The sequence below is a fragment of the Limnobacter sp. SAORIC-580 genome, from assembly GCF_013004065.1.
Classification (GTDB): domain Bacteria; phylum Pseudomonadota; class Gammaproteobacteria; order Burkholderiales; family Burkholderiaceae_B; genus Limnobacter; species Limnobacter profundi.
The window spans coordinates 961,740-978,147 of the sequence record NZ_CP053084.1; the positions used below are offsets into that span (position 1 = coordinate 961,740).

General features: G+C 52.8%; 19 protein-coding genes. 14 read left to right on the forward strand and 5 right to left on the reverse strand.

Annotated features, from left to right (window positions below; genetic code table 11):
* Complete coding sequence (locus HKT17_RS04530; RefSeq protein ID WP_008253293.1) at window positions 1-213, reverse strand: hypothetical protein; 213 nt, start codon at window positions 211-213, stop codon at window positions 1-3.
* A gap of 164 nt (window positions 214-377) precedes the next feature.
* Here HKT17_RS04530 and HKT17_RS04535 point away from each other — a divergent pair, with 164 nt between their 5' ends.
* Entirely contained in the window at window positions 378-1,292 is a 915-nt protein-coding gene (locus HKT17_RS04535) for an alpha/beta fold hydrolase (protein ID WP_371815436.1), read from the forward strand.
* A gap of 199 nt (window positions 1,293-1,491) precedes the next feature.
* Complete coding sequence (locus HKT17_RS04540; RefSeq protein ID WP_105028548.1) at window positions 1,492-1,866, forward strand: 5-carboxymethyl-2-hydroxymuconate Delta-isomerase; 375 nt, start codon at window positions 1,492-1,494, stop codon at window positions 1,864-1,866.
* Window positions 1,867-1,879: 13 nt separating this feature from the next.
* Here the strand turns inward: HKT17_RS04540 and HKT17_RS04545 are convergent, their stop codons facing one another.
* Window positions 1,880-2,650: an esterase/lipase family protein gene (locus HKT17_RS04545; protein WP_171098179.1), complete on the reverse strand. Its 771-nt coding sequence runs from the start codon at window positions 2,648-2,650 to the stop codon at window positions 1,880-1,882.
* A gap of 249 nt (window positions 2,651-2,899) precedes the next feature.
* Between HKT17_RS04545 and HKT17_RS04550 the strand changes: the two genes are divergently transcribed.
* A complete protein-coding gene (locus HKT17_RS04550; protein ID WP_171098181.1) occupies window positions 2,900-3,520 on the forward strand; it encodes a DUF2799 domain-containing protein in 621 nt (206 codons plus the stop codon).
* An 18-nt stretch (window positions 3,521-3,538) separates the two neighbouring features.
* On the opposite strand, the gene HKT17_RS04555 is transcribed toward HKT17_RS04550, so the two are convergent.
* Window positions 3,539-4,813, reverse strand: coding sequence for an NAD(P)/FAD-dependent oxidoreductase (locus HKT17_RS04555; RefSeq protein WP_168426921.1), 1,275 nt, complete (start codon window positions 4,811-4,813; stop codon window positions 3,539-3,541).
* 10 nt (window positions 4,814-4,823) lie between these two features.
* The gene (locus tag HKT17_RS04560; RefSeq protein WP_240965902.1) at window positions 4,824-5,171 is read right to left on the reverse strand and encodes a c-type cytochrome; all 348 of its coding nucleotides are present in this window, start codon (window positions 5,169-5,171) and stop codon (window positions 4,824-4,826) included.
* Between the two features lie 182 nt (window positions 5,172-5,353).
* Between HKT17_RS04560 and HKT17_RS04565 the strand changes: the two genes are divergently transcribed.
* From HKT17_RS04565 to HKT17_RS04600, 8 genes are all read left to right on the forward strand, one after another.
* Entirely contained in the window at window positions 5,354-8,404 is a 3,051-nt protein-coding gene (locus HKT17_RS04565) for a parallel beta-helix domain-containing protein (RefSeq protein WP_205882503.1), read from the forward strand.
* A 4-nt stretch (window positions 8,405-8,408) separates the two neighbouring features.
* On the forward strand, window positions 8,409-9,224 hold the full coding sequence (locus HKT17_RS04570) for a mechanosensitive ion channel family protein (protein WP_171098185.1): 816 nt from the start codon (window positions 8,409-8,411) through the stop codon (window positions 9,222-9,224).
* 81 nt (window positions 9,225-9,305) lie between these two features.
* Complete coding sequence (locus HKT17_RS04575) at window positions 9,306-9,923, forward strand: DUF2796 domain-containing protein (RefSeq protein WP_171098187.1); 618 nt, start codon at window positions 9,306-9,308, stop codon at window positions 9,921-9,923.
* Window positions 9,920-10,603, forward strand: a complete 684-nt coding sequence (locus tag HKT17_RS04580; RefSeq protein ID WP_171098190.1) for an ABC transporter ATP-binding protein — start codon at window positions 9,920-9,922, stop codon at window positions 10,601-10,603. Before HKT17_RS04575 ends, HKT17_RS04580 begins: the two co-directional genes overlap by 4 nt.
* Window positions 10,600-11,898, forward strand: a complete 1,299-nt coding sequence (locus HKT17_RS04585) for an ABC transporter permease (RefSeq protein ID WP_171098192.1) — start codon at window positions 10,600-10,602, stop codon at window positions 11,896-11,898. The genes HKT17_RS04580 and HKT17_RS04585 overlap by 4 nt, the downstream gene beginning before the upstream one ends.
* 33 nt (window positions 11,899-11,931) lie before the next feature.
* Entirely contained in the window at window positions 11,932-12,627 is a 696-nt protein-coding gene (locus HKT17_RS04590; protein ID WP_171098194.1) for a DUF3299 domain-containing protein, read from the forward strand.
* A gap of 135 nt (window positions 12,628-12,762) precedes the next feature.
* Entirely contained in the window at window positions 12,763-13,749 is a 987-nt protein-coding gene (locus HKT17_RS04595) for an alpha/beta fold hydrolase (protein WP_171098196.1), read from the forward strand.
* A gap of 21 nt (window positions 13,750-13,770) precedes the next feature.
* A complete protein-coding gene (locus tag HKT17_RS04600; RefSeq protein ID WP_171098198.1) occupies window positions 13,771-14,064 on the forward strand; it encodes a hypothetical protein in 294 nt (97 codons plus the stop codon).
* Between the two features lie 8 nt (window positions 14,065-14,072).
* Here the strand turns inward: HKT17_RS04600 and HKT17_RS04605 are convergent, their stop codons facing one another.
* Window positions 14,073-14,462, reverse strand: a complete 390-nt coding sequence (locus HKT17_RS04605) for a hypothetical protein (RefSeq protein WP_171098200.1) — start codon at window positions 14,460-14,462, stop codon at window positions 14,073-14,075.
* Between HKT17_RS04605 and HKT17_RS04610 the strand changes: the two genes are divergently transcribed.
* The 3 genes from HKT17_RS04610 to HKT17_RS04620 are packed head-to-tail and all read left to right on the forward strand — an operon-like array spanning window position 14,461 to window position 16,406.
* The gene (locus HKT17_RS04610; RefSeq protein WP_171098202.1) at window positions 14,461-15,654 is read left to right on the forward strand and encodes a methyl-accepting chemotaxis protein; all 1,194 of its coding nucleotides are present in this window, start codon (window positions 14,461-14,463) and stop codon (window positions 15,652-15,654) included. The genes HKT17_RS04605 and HKT17_RS04610 overlap by 2 nt on opposite strands.
* A 22-nt stretch (window positions 15,655-15,676) precedes the next feature.
* The gene (locus HKT17_RS04615) at window positions 15,677-16,042 is read left to right on the forward strand and encodes a response regulator (RefSeq protein ID WP_105028561.1); all 366 of its coding nucleotides are present in this window, start codon (window positions 15,677-15,679) and stop codon (window positions 16,040-16,042) included.
* A 19-nt stretch (window positions 16,043-16,061) separates the two neighbouring features.
* On the forward strand, window positions 16,062-16,406 hold the full coding sequence (locus HKT17_RS04620) for an STAS domain-containing protein (protein ID WP_171098204.1): 345 nt from the start codon (window positions 16,062-16,064) through the stop codon (window positions 16,404-16,406).
* Window positions 16,407-16,408 lie beyond the last annotated feature (2 nt).

Below are 16,408 nucleotides of genomic sequence, written 5' to 3' on the forward strand. Positions count from 1 at the left end.
TTACAGTCCCAGAATTTTTTTGACGGTGCCGCGCAACAAGCGGGGAATGTGTTCCAGCGCGTTGTCCATGCTTTGTTTTAAGAAAGCATCGTGGGCTTGGTGGGCGGCAGCCAGGTCCGCGGCCAGCTTCTTTTGGTTGGCAGCGCTGAGCTGTTCCAGTTCTGGCATGGGTTCCCCCAATGCGTCGATCAATGCGGCATCCAGTTTGGGCATGCAGGTCTCCGGTTTTGTTAAGTTTTGATGAATGATAAGTTGAAATATTGAATTCGACAGTTTTTCTTTCCCGTTTAGAGGGCTGAGTCAAATTCAGCACTGGGGTAGATCGCATACACTTTGACAAACAACAAAGTGAGCCAGCAGTGAATATTTACCAGCCTTTGAAACAGCATGAATCCAGTTTCGTCGACTTGCGCGGTTTGCGCACCCATTTGCATTGCTGGGGCCCTGAAGATGCGCCCTTGCTGGTCATGGTGCATGGCTGGATGGATGTAGGCGCCAGTTATCAGTTTGTGGTGGATGCCCTGAAACAGGATTATCGGGTGGTGGCCCCCGACTGGCGGGGCTTTGGTTTGAGCGACTGGCCTGTGGCCGATGGTTCGCCCGGCATTCGCTCTTATTGGTTTCCAGATTACCTGGCCGACCTGGATGCCTTGCTGGATCACTTCTCGCCCACGCAGCCCGCGAACCTGGTGGGCCACAGCATGGGTGGCAACATCGCCATGATGTACGCCGGTGTGCGGCCACACCGCATTCGCAGTGTGGTGAATCTGGAAGGTTTTGGCATGCTCGATTCGCCGCCTGAGAAAGCACCCAAGCGCTATTCCAATTGGCTCGATGAAATTAAAACACCCAAAGAACTGCGCACTTACAACAGCCTGGAAGCTGTGGCCAAGCGTTTGCAGAAAACCAACCACAGGCTAAGCGACGAAAAGGCCATGTACCTGGCGCAGTTCTGGAGCAAGTTGGACAACGAAGGCTACAGCTTGTTGGGCGATGCTGCGCACAAAATCATGAACCCGATTGGTTACAGGTTGGCCGAGGCGCAAGCCTGTTGGAGCAATATTGCGGCTCCGGTGTTGCATGTGGAAGCCAAACAGACCGAGGCAGGCATGTGGCTAAGCCGCGCCGGTGAACCTGTTGATTTTGATGCGTTTCGTACCCGTTTTAACTGCGTACCCAATTGGAAGCACGTGCTTGTCGACAACGCCGGGCACATGGTTCATCACGACCAGCCTGAGGTGTTGGCTGGTTTGATTGAGTTTCACATTGCCCAAAGTACAAACGCAGGATAAAAAAAAGCCGACTTCCTGAGAAGCCGGCTTAACCTTTCTCGCTTGCGGAGAAGAGGAGACATGAGGTTGAACACTGTTACAGCGCTCAATGTGAACATTGTCGCGTTAAGGTTTTGGAACGACAAGCAGTTTTGTAGGTAATTTATACTAGACAAAACCATGAACTTTCACGGTTTTGTCACATACACAGGCTTTCTACATGCCCCACATTACGATTGAATACAGTGACAACTTGCACAGTCTGGATGAGTCCTGGGTGCTGCTCCAAGTGAATAAAGCCTTGATGGGGCTCGGTATTTTCATGGATGCCGACATCAAGACCCGAATTCACGGTTTGCGTTCTTACCGCATGGGTGTGGCTGCGGCTGAAAGCGGTGACCATGCTTTTGTTGCAGCCACGGTCGAGTTACTCAGTGGTCGAGAATTCACCGTGCAGGAACACTTGGGGCAGGTGTTGCTCAAGGTACTTGAAAGAACATGCCTTCAAACAGACGGCCCACAAACCCAAATCAGTGTGCATGTGCGTGAAATGCAGTCCGAGTTGTATTTCAAATCGGTCAGCAAGCGCAGCTGATCGCCCTGGCGAATCAGGCACCCAACAATTGATGCGGGTTTTGCCCCTGCATTTTTCGTTTCAACAGTTCAATCAGTCTTGGTTCATCCAGCAAAGCCATGTGGCCCGTGCGGTCAATCACGTGATTGGCCGCACCTTCCAAATGGGCAAATCGGTGATGCAAAATCAGTGCATCCGGAATCGCGATTACGCTGCTCATTTTTTGCCGGTGAGCGTCGTCTTCCACATTCAATTCGTTCAAGAAGTCGCTGTTGGGCAGCATGTCAACAGCGCAGTCGCCCACGCCCAAGTGAGCCATGCGCGTGCCATTGTTGGGCGAAGCCAGTGTGAACAGGTGTTGCACCTGGGTGTGGCTGTGCCAACGGGTGCTCATGGCTTTGCGCACGATCAGCCCACCCATGGAATGCCCCAGCAGGTAGGTGTTGGCCCCTTCGCATTCGGCTTGTTCCAGAACTGTGTCCATGTAGTGCCCAAAATCTCGAGCCATCTCGTGTACCGAGGCCAGCACGTAGCGCGGCTGATACAAGGCCACACGCACGCCGCTCCAAAGCAGTTCCTCATACAGGGTGGCAAAACAGCCTGGTTTTTCCATATAGCCCGGCACCATGAACACGATGGGCAGTTGACGATTGTGGAAGTTTGGGCTGAATTCCGGCACGAATTGCGCCACGCGCTGGCGGAATAGAAAACTCAAACCAAACAAATAACCTTCACGGGCGGCAAGTTTGGCAACATCGGCCACGCCCAATTTGGGATGGCTGGATACAGGTGTTTGAGCGGCCATTTAATGTCCCCTTTTGAATTGCTTTAAGGTGTGCTGGCTCGTTTTGTTTAAATTACGCTTGTATGCGCATTCACTACAATTGAATTAACGGCAGAAAAGTATCGCTATTGAGCACTTGTTGCAGAAATGTTGAATGCAATAAACATACCGCCCTGTCCCTTGTATCAACTTAGTCCACTCAGACTACAGACGGCTGTTTGTTGGGCGTGGTATAGATTTATCATGAAAAAAAACAAGATGAGGTGAGCAATGAGTGGGAGATTGTTGTCGGCGGTGCTGATACTTCTTGGCGTCAGCGGGTGTGCCACCCTGAGCAAGGAAGAATGCCTGGTGGCCAATTGGCGCGAGATTGGTTTTACCGATGCATCGCAAGGTTATACCCAGGCCCGGGTGGCAGAACACCGTGCGGCCTGTGCCGAGGCCAAGGTAACGGTGAACCTGGAGGAGTACAACAAGGGTTTCGAGCAGGGCTTAAAGAACTATTGCACGGTGAACACGGGTTTTGATCTTGGTTCCAAGGGGGCGGCTTACCCGGACCAGTGCAATGAGAAAACTTATCCAAGGGTTCGTGTGGGTTACAAGGAGGGCCAGGCTGTTTACAACGTGCAGCGGGAGCGCAATGAGGTAGAGCGCCAGCTACAGGACAAGCGCGAGCAATCCAAGGCCCTGACGGAGCAAATTACACAGAACCGGAGCAGGGCAGACAACAAGGCTTTGTCGTCGAGTGAGCGAAGCAAGGCGGAAAAAACTGTTTCGGCGCTTCAGCGCACTGCGGCAGATTTGTTTCGGGAAACCGGGGAACTGGAACAGAAAGCCCGCAGTCTGGATACCAAAATCAACCAGATGCGGGCCAGTTTTCAGCAGCGCTAGTTTATTGCGCTGTTACTTTTAAACCAGTGTGTCTGCCCAAATATTCTGGGCCCAATTCCAGGCATAAGTACCTTCCAGTTCATTGGGGGCTGCGGACACACCGCCCGAACCCTCAACAGTCAGGAAGGTTTTCTTCTCGGCGTTGTACACATGCACGCTGGCCACATGAATCACGTTGCTGGTGGTCACGTAGCTGTAGCAGGTGTTGTTGGTCAAGGGGGTGGCATTGGGTTCCCAGCCACTCATTTGCGCCACAATGGCTGCCGCAACCACTTTCGCCTGGCTGTTGGCCATGTGGCCACTTTTGGGCATCAGGGGCGCGCCTTGTACCGAGTCGCCGATCACATGCACATTGGGCGCAACAGTGGATTCGAATGTCATGTAGTTGACCTCGGCCCAACGGTTGTTCAGGTTGGCAATGCCGGAATCGACTGCCAGTTTGCCAGCGCGTTGGTCGGGCAAAATGTTTAGTACATCGCCTTTGATAGGTTCTTCAAATTCGAAACGCACTGTTTTTGTTGCGCCATCCACGCCGGTGACCTTCATGTTGGGGCGATATTCAAGAATACCTTTGTACTCGCTTTCCCACACGCCCTTGAACAACTTGCCTTTCGAGGTTACGTCGGCATTCGCATCCAGCAACAGCACTTTGGATTTTGGCTTGTACTGTTTGAAGTAGTTGGCCACCATGCTGGCGCGCTCGTATGGCCCGGGTGGGCAGCGGTAGGGGGCCAGCGGCACATTCAAAATGTAAGTGCCGCCATCGGGCATGGCTTCGAGTTGTTTGCGCAAACCCACAGTTTCTGGACCAGCTTTCCAGGCCTGCAAAATTTGGCCACTGGCGTTGGCTGCTGCAAGGCCTTCAATTTTGTCCAGTTGCAAATCAATGCCCGGTGACAACACCAGTTTGTCGTAGGGCAGGGTTTTGCCGTTTTTCAGTTTTACAGTGCGTTTTTCAACGTCAATGGCGGTGACATAATCCTTCACCATTTTCACGCCGTGGTTGCGGGTAAGGCCAGTGTAGGGGGTGCTGATTTCGTTGATCTTCCGAATGCCACCCACCACCAGATTACTCATGGGGCAGGAAACGAAAGTTGAATTGGGTTCAACCAAGGTGACATCGAGCTGGTTGCCGGAAAGCATGCGAAGGTATTTGGCCGCCGTGGCACCACCGTAACCGCCGCCAATCACCACCACTTTGCCTTTGGCGCTTTTTGCTGTGGCTGACAGGGGCATGCCGCCCAACAAGGCCGTGGCCAATGCGCTGGTTTGTAAAAATTGTCGTCTTTGCATGGTGCGCTCCTTAGTCTTTTTTGCCGAGGTAGTTGGCGATGATGTCGATTTGCTCGTCGGTGTAACCTTTGGCAAGTTGATGCATCACGGTGGCGGGGCGCTGCCCGGTTTTAAACCAGATCATGTTGGTTTTAATGTATTCAACACTCAGGTTGGCAAGACCGGTCACGGCGCTTCCTTCAACACCTTGGCCGTTGGTGCCATGGCAGTTCGCACATGTCGCGGCCAGGCTGGCGGCTTGCAGTTTTTTCTCGGGTGTTAGTTCGCTGGCGATTGCGCCAGAGCCCAACAGCAGGCTGCTGCCAGTCAGTGCCATGCTTGTCAGCAGGCGTGCGGCGCGTTGTTTTAAATCAATCATTGATGTCTCTCCGTTTCTTATATGAGTGAATGCGTTCGCGGGCATTTCAATTCGAATATGAATCATCACGCATGCAGTGTCAATTAGCCGACACAAAGCGCAATCCACTTTGATTCTAGCGTGGTAATAGGTACAGGCAAGCAGTTTTTTCTCATATGCATATAACAAGATCGAGGTTGGACGTGGCTCACTCCAAACATGCACTGCAAGCAGTACTCATTTCCCTTTCAACCCTGGTACTTTCTGCTTGTCTTTCCTCCGGCAGCGACGACCCAACAAGCACCGCTGGCGGTGGTTCGGTGATCAATCCAGCCGAGTCCAATGGCCGGGTTTTCCTGATTCAGCCCGGCCCCAATGCTACCGAGGAAATGGTCAAGGCCATGGTGCAGCTCAAACCCAAGGATATTCTTCGGTTTGACTGCGGCTTTTTTGATTTGAAAACCGGCATTCAGATTACAACCACCGAGGATGTGATTATTGAAGGCTGCGGCATGGATGAAACTTTCCTGTCGTTTCGCGACAGCACCTCGCAGGAAGGTTTTCTGGCCTCGAATGTGCGCGGTATTACCGTGCGCAACCTGACGATTGGCGACTCTCCTGGGGACGCGTTCAAAATGAAGGGCGTGAACCACGGTACGTTGAAGAAAGTGCGTGCCATTTGGAGTAGCGGCCGCAAGCTGCCTGAAGAACGCCCAATTACAGCAGCCAACTTTCGCGATGAAATCAAAGTGGCCTGTACCGACCCCGCGCGCCACAACCCGGCCAACCCCAATCCACTGGAAACAGACAACACTTCACCCGATTACACGGTGAGCACGGCGTCCGGGCGCTACGGCATATACCCGGTTGAAAGCCGCAACATTCTGGTGGAGGAAACAGAAAGTATTGGTGCATCGGATGCCGGTATTTACGTGGGCCAGACCAATATTGCAAAAATTCGCAAAAGTCGTGCCGCATTCAACGTGTTTGGATTCGAGATTGAGAACGTTCAGGACGGCGAATATTCCGAGAACCTGGCGGAGTGCAATTCCGGTGGTTTTCTGGTGTACGACCTGGACAACCTGACCCAGTATGGTTCGCGCTCCAGGGTGTACAACAACATTTCCCGCAACAACAACACCTACAACTTTGCTGTGCCAGGTTCGATTGTGGCCAATGTGCCTCGTGGCTCGGGCTTGATCACACTGGCTTACGACAAAATCGACATTTACGACAACGTATTCGAGAACAACGGCACCGCCGGCATTATTTTGACCAGTTACGATCTGCTGGGTGAGAACGGTGACCGCCGCATGGATGTGTATTCCGAAGCAGTGAATATTTTCGACAACACCTTCAAGAACAACGGCAATGATTTGCCGCAGCCCGATTTCGCCAGCATTATTGCCACGCAAGGCGGGCAGATCAGCAGTGCCTTTCCGCTGGTGGTGGGTTTGAAAAATGCGCTGGGCGGTGGTGGTTACCGTGGTGCCCACATTGTGTGGGACGGTTACACCGACACGTTGAACAGCAGCTGCGACCTGCCCAAAGATCGCAATGGCAACAATGTGGCTGTGGATGCCGATGGCAAGCCAATTCAGGGCAACCAAAACCCCAACCCAAGCTGCCGTTACAACAAGTACAAGTTCGAGACCAATGGGCAGCGAAAGGTACCGGCATGGTGGTTCAGCTGTATTAACCCCAACAACAATTTTGGATCAGACAGCCTCGCTTTTTCCAATTTCCACGGCACTCGTGGCCTGGATGCAGTGATCAACCTGAACACCAATGACCCCACAGCCAATTTGTCGCTGGAATACATTCAGTCGATTGCCACCGGTATTCCGCTGTTGCCTAGCGAATTCGATGTAAGCAAACACGATTGCATGGCCCGTTTTGGTGCCGACCTGCCGCGCCTGCCCGACTTTGAATTCGAACCTTTCGTACCCAGTGGGCAGTTTGCACCCGAACCTGCTGCCGAGGCAGTGAAAGCACTGTGTGAAGTGCCCCTGAAAGCGGGTGTTGTGAACCAGGCGGCCGCACAGGTGAACTGCCCTGACCTGGCGCAGTACAACCTGTTTGCCGATGATCAAAACCCGGCCAGCAAACCGAACGGGCAGGGTATGCCTTATGTGTTGAACAGCAAACTGTTCAGTGATTATTCAATCAAGCACAGGGTGATGTTCATTCCGGAGGGCAAGCAGGCCCGATTCCTGGAGGATGAGGAAAGCCGCGTGAATTCCACCATTGAATTTCCGGTGGGCACCATCATTGCAAAAACTTTCTCGTTCGTGGATCAACCACGTGCAAAAGAAACGCCGTATGAAACACGTTTGCTGATCAAACGCCAACGCACCGATGGCCAGAACTACTGGGAAGCGCTGGAGTACATTTGGCAAGATGCGGGCAATGGCAAACGAAAGGCTGTGCTGACCCAGTTTGGGGGCAGCGCCGCGGCAAGCTGGGATTATGTGGACGTCGACTCTGGCAGGCGACAAACCGGCAGCACCAATGCCTACATGTTCCCCAATGCAAGCCAGTGTGCCATTTGCCACAGCAACAACGATGTAGACCCGGGCTCGGCACCCATTGGTCCGAAACCACGCAATTTGAACCGCGCCTATGTGAACGAGTCGCCCATGCTCACAGGGCAGGCCCAGCACCCGGTTAATGGCAAAAACCAGTTGAAGTTCATGTGTGAAACCGGCTTGATGAACGGCTGCCCCAGCAGTTTTAATCTGGATCAGCGGCAGGTGGCCACCAATGTGAACCACATTCCAAAGTTCAATAACCCTGGTGATTCGGGCATGCCCGCCAATTCAAAAGGCGATATTGAAGCCCGTGCCCGAGCCTATCTTGAGGTGAACTGCGCGCACTGCCACAACGTGAACGGGCAGGCCTCGAATACCGGCTTTTATGTGGATGTATTCCGGGCCGTGGACAGCACCTATGGCATTTGCAAAAAGCCAACTGCCAGCGGTTCGGAAGGGCGGGGTACACGCACTTACGATATTCACCCTGCCATGTCGAGCGACTCCATTGTGCCGTACCGCATGGGTCCAGAGGCTGTTGAGCTGGCCGCGAAAATGCCGCCTTTGGCGCGCAGTGTGGTGCACACCGAGGGTGTGGCCTTGATCAACCAGTGGATTGATCAGGTGATTGATTCAAGCTACGAGAACGCCGATGCCTGCCAAGAGGGCAACACCTCAGGCGGTGGTTTGCCCTTGATTGGAGGCCTTCCCCTGTTACCATAGCGGGATGGAATTACTCAAAGACCCCACCGCTTTGTTCTTGTTCAAACTGGCCATCACCTTCGGGTTGATGGCCAGCGGTTTTTTCGTGAACCGGGCGCTGTCCTGGTCGCTTCGCAAACTTCACCCCTATCACCCTGAAAAGGCACGTTCGCAACTGGTTTTTCTGAAAAACCTGGTGCGCATGGCTGTATTTTTCCTATTGATTTCGGTGTGGGCTTCGCAAATTACCGGTGCGTTTCTCAGCGTGGTGGCCATTGCTGGCGCCTTGATTATTACTGGCAAGGAAGTGGTGCTCAGCCTGTTGGGTTATGTGAATATTTCTCTGTCCAAGCCATTTCGAATTGGCGACTACATTGAAATAGGCACACAAAATGGCCGAGTGATCGACATTGATTTGCTCAGCACCAAGCTGTTTGAAATTGGTATGTCTGGCAAATACACCGGGCGACGGCTTGCGGTGCCCAATGCGATGGTGCTCACCCAAACCATCAAACATTTGTCCATGCTGGGCAAATTCAGCTTGTACACCATTGAAATCATTTTGCCTTTCAAGGCCGACACTGCCAGGGCCGAGCAAGTTGCCTTGCAGGTGGCCAACACGGTTTCAGCCAGTTGGGTGGAAGAGGCCGACCAGTATTTCGACCGCATAGAGGTCTCGGAATTTGTTGATTTGCCCAGCGCAAAACCCGAGGTGTTTTGGCAGGCCTACAATGAACTTGCACACAAAATGATTATTCGCCTGGCTTGCCCGCTTGAAAAGCGTGGCGATGCGGAGCAGGCAATTTACAAGGGCTTTTGGCGGGAGTTTGGTCCTGTTTAGGTGCTTGTTTTGATTCGGGAACCTCTTGCCGTGGTGGTTGGTCTATTGGGCAAGACAATGAAATACAACGAAGGGACATTCATGACAAAGTTCGCAGTTCAACCCCGATGCCTTCGGCTTGCCATGCTCGCCATCGCAGCACTGCTGGGCACCTCTGCCTTTGCGCATGGCAATGACGGGCATTCGCACGACCAGGCCAAGACCGATAGCAGACACAACGATGCCGCGCACGTGCACGGCCAGGGCGAACTTGAAATTGTGCAGGATGGCAACGGCCTGTTTATCAGCTTGTATTCACCGCTTGAAAATGTGTTGGGTTTTGAGCGCGAACCCAGAACAGATGCAGAACGCGTGAAGGCGCGTCGCGTGGTTTCGTTGCTGAAAGCCAATGGCCTGTTTGCCTTTTCACCTGAGGCGCAGTGCAAACGCACCGGCCACAAGTTGTACTCGGAAATTCTGAATCCACACTCCCATGGCCCTGCCGATGATCATCAGCATCACGATGACGCCAATGGGCATTCCGATTTTCGCGCATCCTATGAATTCGAATGTGAGCAACCCGCCAAACTGAAGGTGATCGATGTGCGCGTGTTTCGACAGTTTTCCGGTTTCGAAAAAATTGAAGTGCAGGCCTTGTTTCCAAAAGGCCAGATTGGTGCAAGCCTTACTCCCAAGCAGAGTACATTGGTGGTGCAATGACCTTGGCAGTACTTCGCTGCAACAACCTTGTATTCAAATACGCCAGCAGCGGGTTTGAACTAAGAATCCCCGAGTTTTCCATGCAAGCCGGGGACACAGTTTTTCTGGAAGGCGACAGTGGCAGTGGCAAAAGCACGCTGCTGAATTTAATTGCAGGGGTGTTGTTGCCACAAAGCGGCCATGTCAGCTTGATGGGCCAAAATTTGAGCACCCTGTCGGCCAGCCAATGCGATTCACTTCGGGTAGATCACATTGGTTTTCTGTTTCAGCAGTTCAACTTATTGAGTTATTTGAGTGTGTTGGACAACGTCACTTTGCCGTGCAAGTTCTCAAAGCGACGCAAACAAAATGCCTTGATGCAAGCGGGCACTGTGCAGCAATCGGCTGAACGTTTGCTGAACGCGCTAGGAATGGGCAAATACCTGAATCAATCCGTGTCCACCCTGTCAGTTGGGCAACAGCAGCGGGTGGCAGCTGCCAGGGCCTTGATCGGTCAGCCCGATTTGATTATTGCTGACGAACCCACCTCCGCACTGGATGCCGGCCACCAAGCCCAGTTTGTTCAATTGTTGCTTGCACAGGCCGCTGAACAAAACACTGCTGTGTTGTTGGTCAGTCACGATCCGGGTTTGGCGCAGCACTGCGCAAAACGGCAGCACATGGGGCAGTGGCAAGCATGATCCAAACGCTTTTTCTGTTGGCCAGCCGAAGTGCATGGAGCCGCAAGGGCAGCCTTTTGTTGCTGTTGCTCAGTGTGATCACGTCCACTTGTTTGTTGTTGGGTATCGATTTGGCCCGCCAAAGCGCCAAGGCCAGTTTTTCAAATGCAGTGGCAGGCACAGATTTGATTGTCGGGGCGCAAACAAGCCCGGTTTCGCTTTTGTTGTACAGCGTGTTTCGAATTGGCCAAGCCACGCGCAATGTGCCTTACGCCGAGTTCGAACGTCTGGAGCAAGACCCCCGTGTGAAGTCGGCTTTGCCGATTGCACTGGGTGATTCTTACCAAGGCTTTGCGGTGGTAGGCACCAAGGCCATTTATTTCGATCAGTTTTTGTACGGTGCACGGCAAAACCTGCAATTTGCACAGGGCCGGGCCTTTGAAAACTACAGCGTAGGCAAGCCTGCTGGTGTTTTGTTTGAAGCCGTGCTGGGCGCAGAAGTGGCCAAGCGCTTAAAGCACAAGGTGGGCGACAAAATTGCATTAAGCCATGGCATGCAAATTCAGCAGACTGAGCCCAGCCATGCGGACAAACCTTTTACTGTGGTGGGTGTGTTGCAACCCACTGGCACCCCGGTGGATCAAAGCGTGCATATTAGCCTGGCGGGTATGGAAGCCATTCACGTGGATTGGGCGGCAGGCGTGCCAGTGCCCGGTGCCGAAATTCCTGCTGAATACGTGACCAAGTTTAATTTGCAGCCCAAGTCGGTTACCGCTGTGCTGCTTGGCTTGAACAACCGGGCAGGTGTTTTTCGCATGCAGCGTGAGCTTGAAAGCAGGCCCAATGCGGCGCTCAGCGCTATTTTGCCTGGCGTGGCCTTAAGTACCTTGTGGCAAACCGTGGGTGTGGTTGAGCGGGTGTTGTTGTTTGTGGCTGCATTGGTGGCGGTGGTGAGTGCTTTGGGCCTGACCAGTGTAATGTTGGTAACCTTGGGGCAACGCAGGCGAGAAATGGCTGTGTTGCGTTCAACTGGTGCCGGGCCCCGCACGGTGTTTGGTTTGTTGTTTCTTGAAAGTGCCCTGGTGATGTGGGTGGGGGTTGCGTTGGGCGTATTGGTACTTGCGCTTGGCGGTGCCGCACTTGCCCCATGGGTTCAGGCACAATTTGGTTTACAACTGGTGGGGCTGAAGGAACTTGGCGCGGGTTTGCTTGCAGTGCTTTCCTTTGCTGCATTTGGCAGTCTGTTGGGCCTGGTGCCCGCATTTCAGGCTTATCGAAACCAGTTGCAAGACGGGTTAAACCCCAAAACAAATTGATTCGAAATCAAGTTATTCGCAGGTGTGTTTTTCATGAAAATTGGTAAAGTAATTGTGATGGTTGTGGCGGTGGTGGTGCTAACCGCACTGGGCTACGGCCTTGCTTCCTGGTTTCTGGGCAAACCCGACCAAAACGCGGAAGGCGCTACCCAACTGGAGCAAACGCTGGCCCAACTTTCAAGCGATACAGCTGCGACCGATGGGGAGTATGCTGTTGGCGACCGGCTCTCTGGCAATGCCGACAAAGACAACAAGAAGGCCACTGTATTTGACCCTGCGTTTCCCGAATTGCAGTGGGACAATTTGATGCCCGCCGATTGGGACCCAATGGCAGCATTTCGGGGCTTGAACATCGCTGAACTGCAGGACAACGATCCGAAAGCCCAAGAGGCCCTCGAGAAAATGCGAAAGGCCTGGAACGATGCCCCGGTAAACACCGCCTACACTGGCAAAAAAGTGCGCATTCCTGGTTTTGCAATCCCGATTGAGCAAAGCGAGAAGGGTGTGGACGAGCTGTTGCTGGTGCCGTATTTCGGCGCCTGCATTCACACGCCGCCGCCGCCCGCCAACCAGATCATTCATGTCAAACTGAGTGAACCCCAGCCTGCAGTGGGCGCCATGCAAGCCTATTGGGTGTGGGGCGAGCTGACCGCAAGCAAGTTCAGTAGTGAATTGGGCGACGCAGCCTATTTACTAAGCGCCACCGGCATACAGCCCTACGAAGACTGAATTTGCTGCTGAATTAGTAAAAACCCCTCTATTTTTATCGTTGACAGCGCGGCATCATGCCCATACCTTTACATCACTCGATGTTACAGTCGATAAAACAAACAAACGTTTGATTTAAGCCGGAGGTTTTGATTCATGGGCAATGTAAGCACTGGCACGGAGTTCGCCGGAATGCACCATCTTGAGCTTGCATTTCTAGACGATGTGGCGCCCAAGTACTTGAGCCTTGCTCGCCCGCCACATGGCCTGAAAATTCGCCAATGGAAAAACCGCAGCGCGGTGCCCCTGATCAATAAACTGCATGCAGGACTTTCCGGCCTTAAGCGCCAGCAGGCCACTGTGCTTGATCATGAACTGGTGTGGCTGGAGGGGGGTAACCCAGAAGGTTCACCCGTGGTACTGCTGCACGGCTTTGCCTCCAACAAGGAAAACTGGTTGTCGCTGGTGCCTTTCCTCTTGAAACAGCACCGTTTGTTTGTGCTGGATTTGCCGGGCTGGGGTGAAAGCCAGTTCAATGCCAATGTACCTTATGGGTTGGACGATCAGGTGGCCCGTGTTGCTGCCTGGATTGAGAACCATGTGCCGGGCAAAGCCCACGTGGTAGGTAACTCTGTGGGTGGATTGGTGTCGGCTTTGCTGGCAGGCCGGCATGCGAATCTGGTTCAAACACTTTGTTTGATGAACCCGGCGGGCGGCAAGGGCAGCGACCACACCCGCTTTGAAGCGGGCTTGAAAGAGGGTCGCAACCCGATGATTGTTGAGAGCCTGGCCGGCGCGCATACGCTGATGAGCCTGGCCATACACAATCGGGCCATTGCCCTTGCTTTGGCCCCTGTCATGGCGCAAGACCTGATCAACCGCCGACATGTGAACCGGCACCTTTTTCATCAAATGTTTGTGAATGCGCCCAACCCCAATGGCCCAGGCATGTCGGCCACACAGGCACCTACCCTGATCATGTGGGGCAAAGAGGACCGACTTGTACATTACACCGGCGCTTACACCTACCAAGCCATTATTCCCCATGCGGATGTGTTACTTTTTGACGGCGTGGGCCACTTGCCCATGGTTGAAATTCCGATCCGCACGGCCAAGGCCCTGCAGGAGTTTTGGATGGCCTGATCTTGAGAGGGGATTTGAAGCATGAACATTCGTAAAGCTTGCATCATGCTGGGTTTGCTCGGTTTGTTGACAGCATGCGGTAACAACCTGGATGGTGTTTACAAAGACGACCTGGGTTTGCAAAAGTATGAGTTTCAAGGCAACGGCACGGTGTATGTGTCCACCATGGGTGTAACCCGCGAAGCTGCCTATGAAGTTGAAGACAAAAAAGTGAAAATCACCAGCGATGGTGAAACCACCATTTATGACCTCAACGAAGACGGCACCATCAAAGGGCCACTTGGCATGACTTTAAGGCCCGCCGAAGCCCAATAAAATTTTCTTCAAATTGCCTCAAAACCCGCTCCTGCAGCGGGTTTTTTACATTTATTCACACAGTTCACCTTTTGTTGCATTCCCCCAAGTGCATTAACCCAATATTGGCCCCCTTTTCCATTTCTTTTCTCCCTATTGCTCACATGGGTATCGGCGCAAACTTCCCTTAAGCGTGAAATATTCAAGTTCACTGCGTTTAACAAAGTGGTCCATCGGAGGACTTTATGCGCAGCACCCCAATCGAATTCCTGCAAGTTCTCCACCACTGGGTAGCCAATGCTTACCTCACCGTTCATGGCACTTTTTGCAATGGCTGGTATGAAGCGTTGGAGCATTCCCCAGCCCCCATTGAGCCCGCAGTATGCCCAGTCAAACAACTGATAGGAATTTCTGTTCATGAAAAAAAACAATAAAAACACATCACAAACCCAGGCCCTGTTGTCTGTGGTTTTAATTGCAGCATCGGTCGGAATTCTGGTGTTGGGTGCGTTCTTTCAGAGCAGTGTGTGGCCGCTGGTCTTCGGTAGTGCAGCATTGCTGCTGTGTGCATTGGCCATCCATGAAATGGGCAAGAAGCGGCAGCTTGTTTTGCAGGCGGAAATAGAGGCCTTGTCCTCTACCGTGAATGAGTTGAGTAAAACAGATACAGAAAGGGTTGAACTGATTCAGTTGGCTGATACTTGGGTGCCCACCCTGAACAGCCAGTTGAGCACTGCCAATTCTCAGATGGAAATGGGCATTGTGAACCTGGCAGAGGCCTTCTCTGAAATTCACAGCAAATTGAATGACACCGTCAGCGTGGCCGCTGGTGCTGCGCATGTGTTGGGTAACACATCCAGCGGCAATGGTTTGGCTGACCATGTGGCGCAAAGCCTTAATGGCATGTTGAGCAGCATTCGAAATTCATTCGATGAGAAGGCCACCATCATGCAAGAGGTAAAAGGTTTTATTTCCTCGACAGAAGAGTTGGCCAAGATGGCGGCTTCGGTAGAAAACCTTGCCGCGCGCACCAACCTGCTGGCGCTGAATGCAGCCATTGAGGCAGCCCGTGCAGGCGAAGACGGTCGGGGTTTTTCGATTGTGGCCGACGAGGTGCGCAAGCTCTCGATGTTGTCGGCCGAAACAGGTGTGAAGATTCGCGAGCGGGTGCAATTGATTGCATCGGCAGCGAAAAAAGCGGGTGATGGTGCCGCACGCATGGAAAGCAGTGATGAAAAGGTGCTTAGCCAAGCCAGCGAAACCTTGAGTGGTGTGGTTGAGCAATTCGAGCAAGTCACCGTACCCCTGCACCAAGCCAGCGAGCAGATCATCGCCAACACCAATCATGTTTCCTCCAGTTTGAACAATGCGGTGGTGCATTTTCAGTTTCAAGACCGTGTGTCTCAGATTCTGGGGCATGTGCAAGACAGCCTGAGCCAAATGAAGGGCCAGTTGAACACGGGCCTTGAGACCTTGAACGTGGCTGCACTGATGCATGAACTGGAGCGCAAATACACCATGGCTGAAGAGCGCGTGAACCACAGCGGCAAAGGCAGCACCAACGCTGCCACCAAGCCTGGTGCCAGCAGCGACGAACTGACTTTTTTCTAAACACCCAAGAACGAGAACCTGTATGAGCAAAACCGTATTGATTGTGGACGACTCCACCTCCCTGCGCCAAGTGGTATCGATGACCCTGAAAAGTCAGGGCTTTGATGTGGTGGAAGGTTGTGATGGGAAGGACGCATTGACCAAGCTGGATGGCCGAAAAATCAGCCTGATTGTGAGTGACCTGAACATGCCCAACATGGATGGACTCACCTTCGTACGCGAAGTAAAAAAAATGGCGGCTTACAAGTTTGTACCCATCATCATGCTGACCACAGAATCGGACGACAAATTAAAAAGTGAAGGGCAGGCGGCAGGCCTGAAAGCCTGGATGGTCAAGCCTTTCAAGCCAGAACAAATGATTGCAGCAGTGAACAAATTGGTGGCTTGAGGCCACGGGGAGGATGCACATGCACAGCGAACTGATTATGCAAGAAGACCTTGAGAACGAGATGGAAAACAGCATCGTAACCTGCAAGCACACGCGGGTGGCTTTGGACACCTTGACCATTGCAGATTGTGCTGGCCTGGTTGAGGTCATTCGTCAGTCCTTGAATCAGGGAATTTCAGTGGTGCTTGATTTGAGCAATTGCCAGGAAGTGGACACGGCAGGCATGCAAATGTTGGTGACCATTCAAAACGATCCCGCAGTGAACTTGCGCGTGCACTGGACCAAACCGTCCGAGGTCGTGGCTATGAAAGCCGCCCGACTGGGCATGCAGTCCTGGATCAACGCTGGTTTTTTGGAGAACTAAGG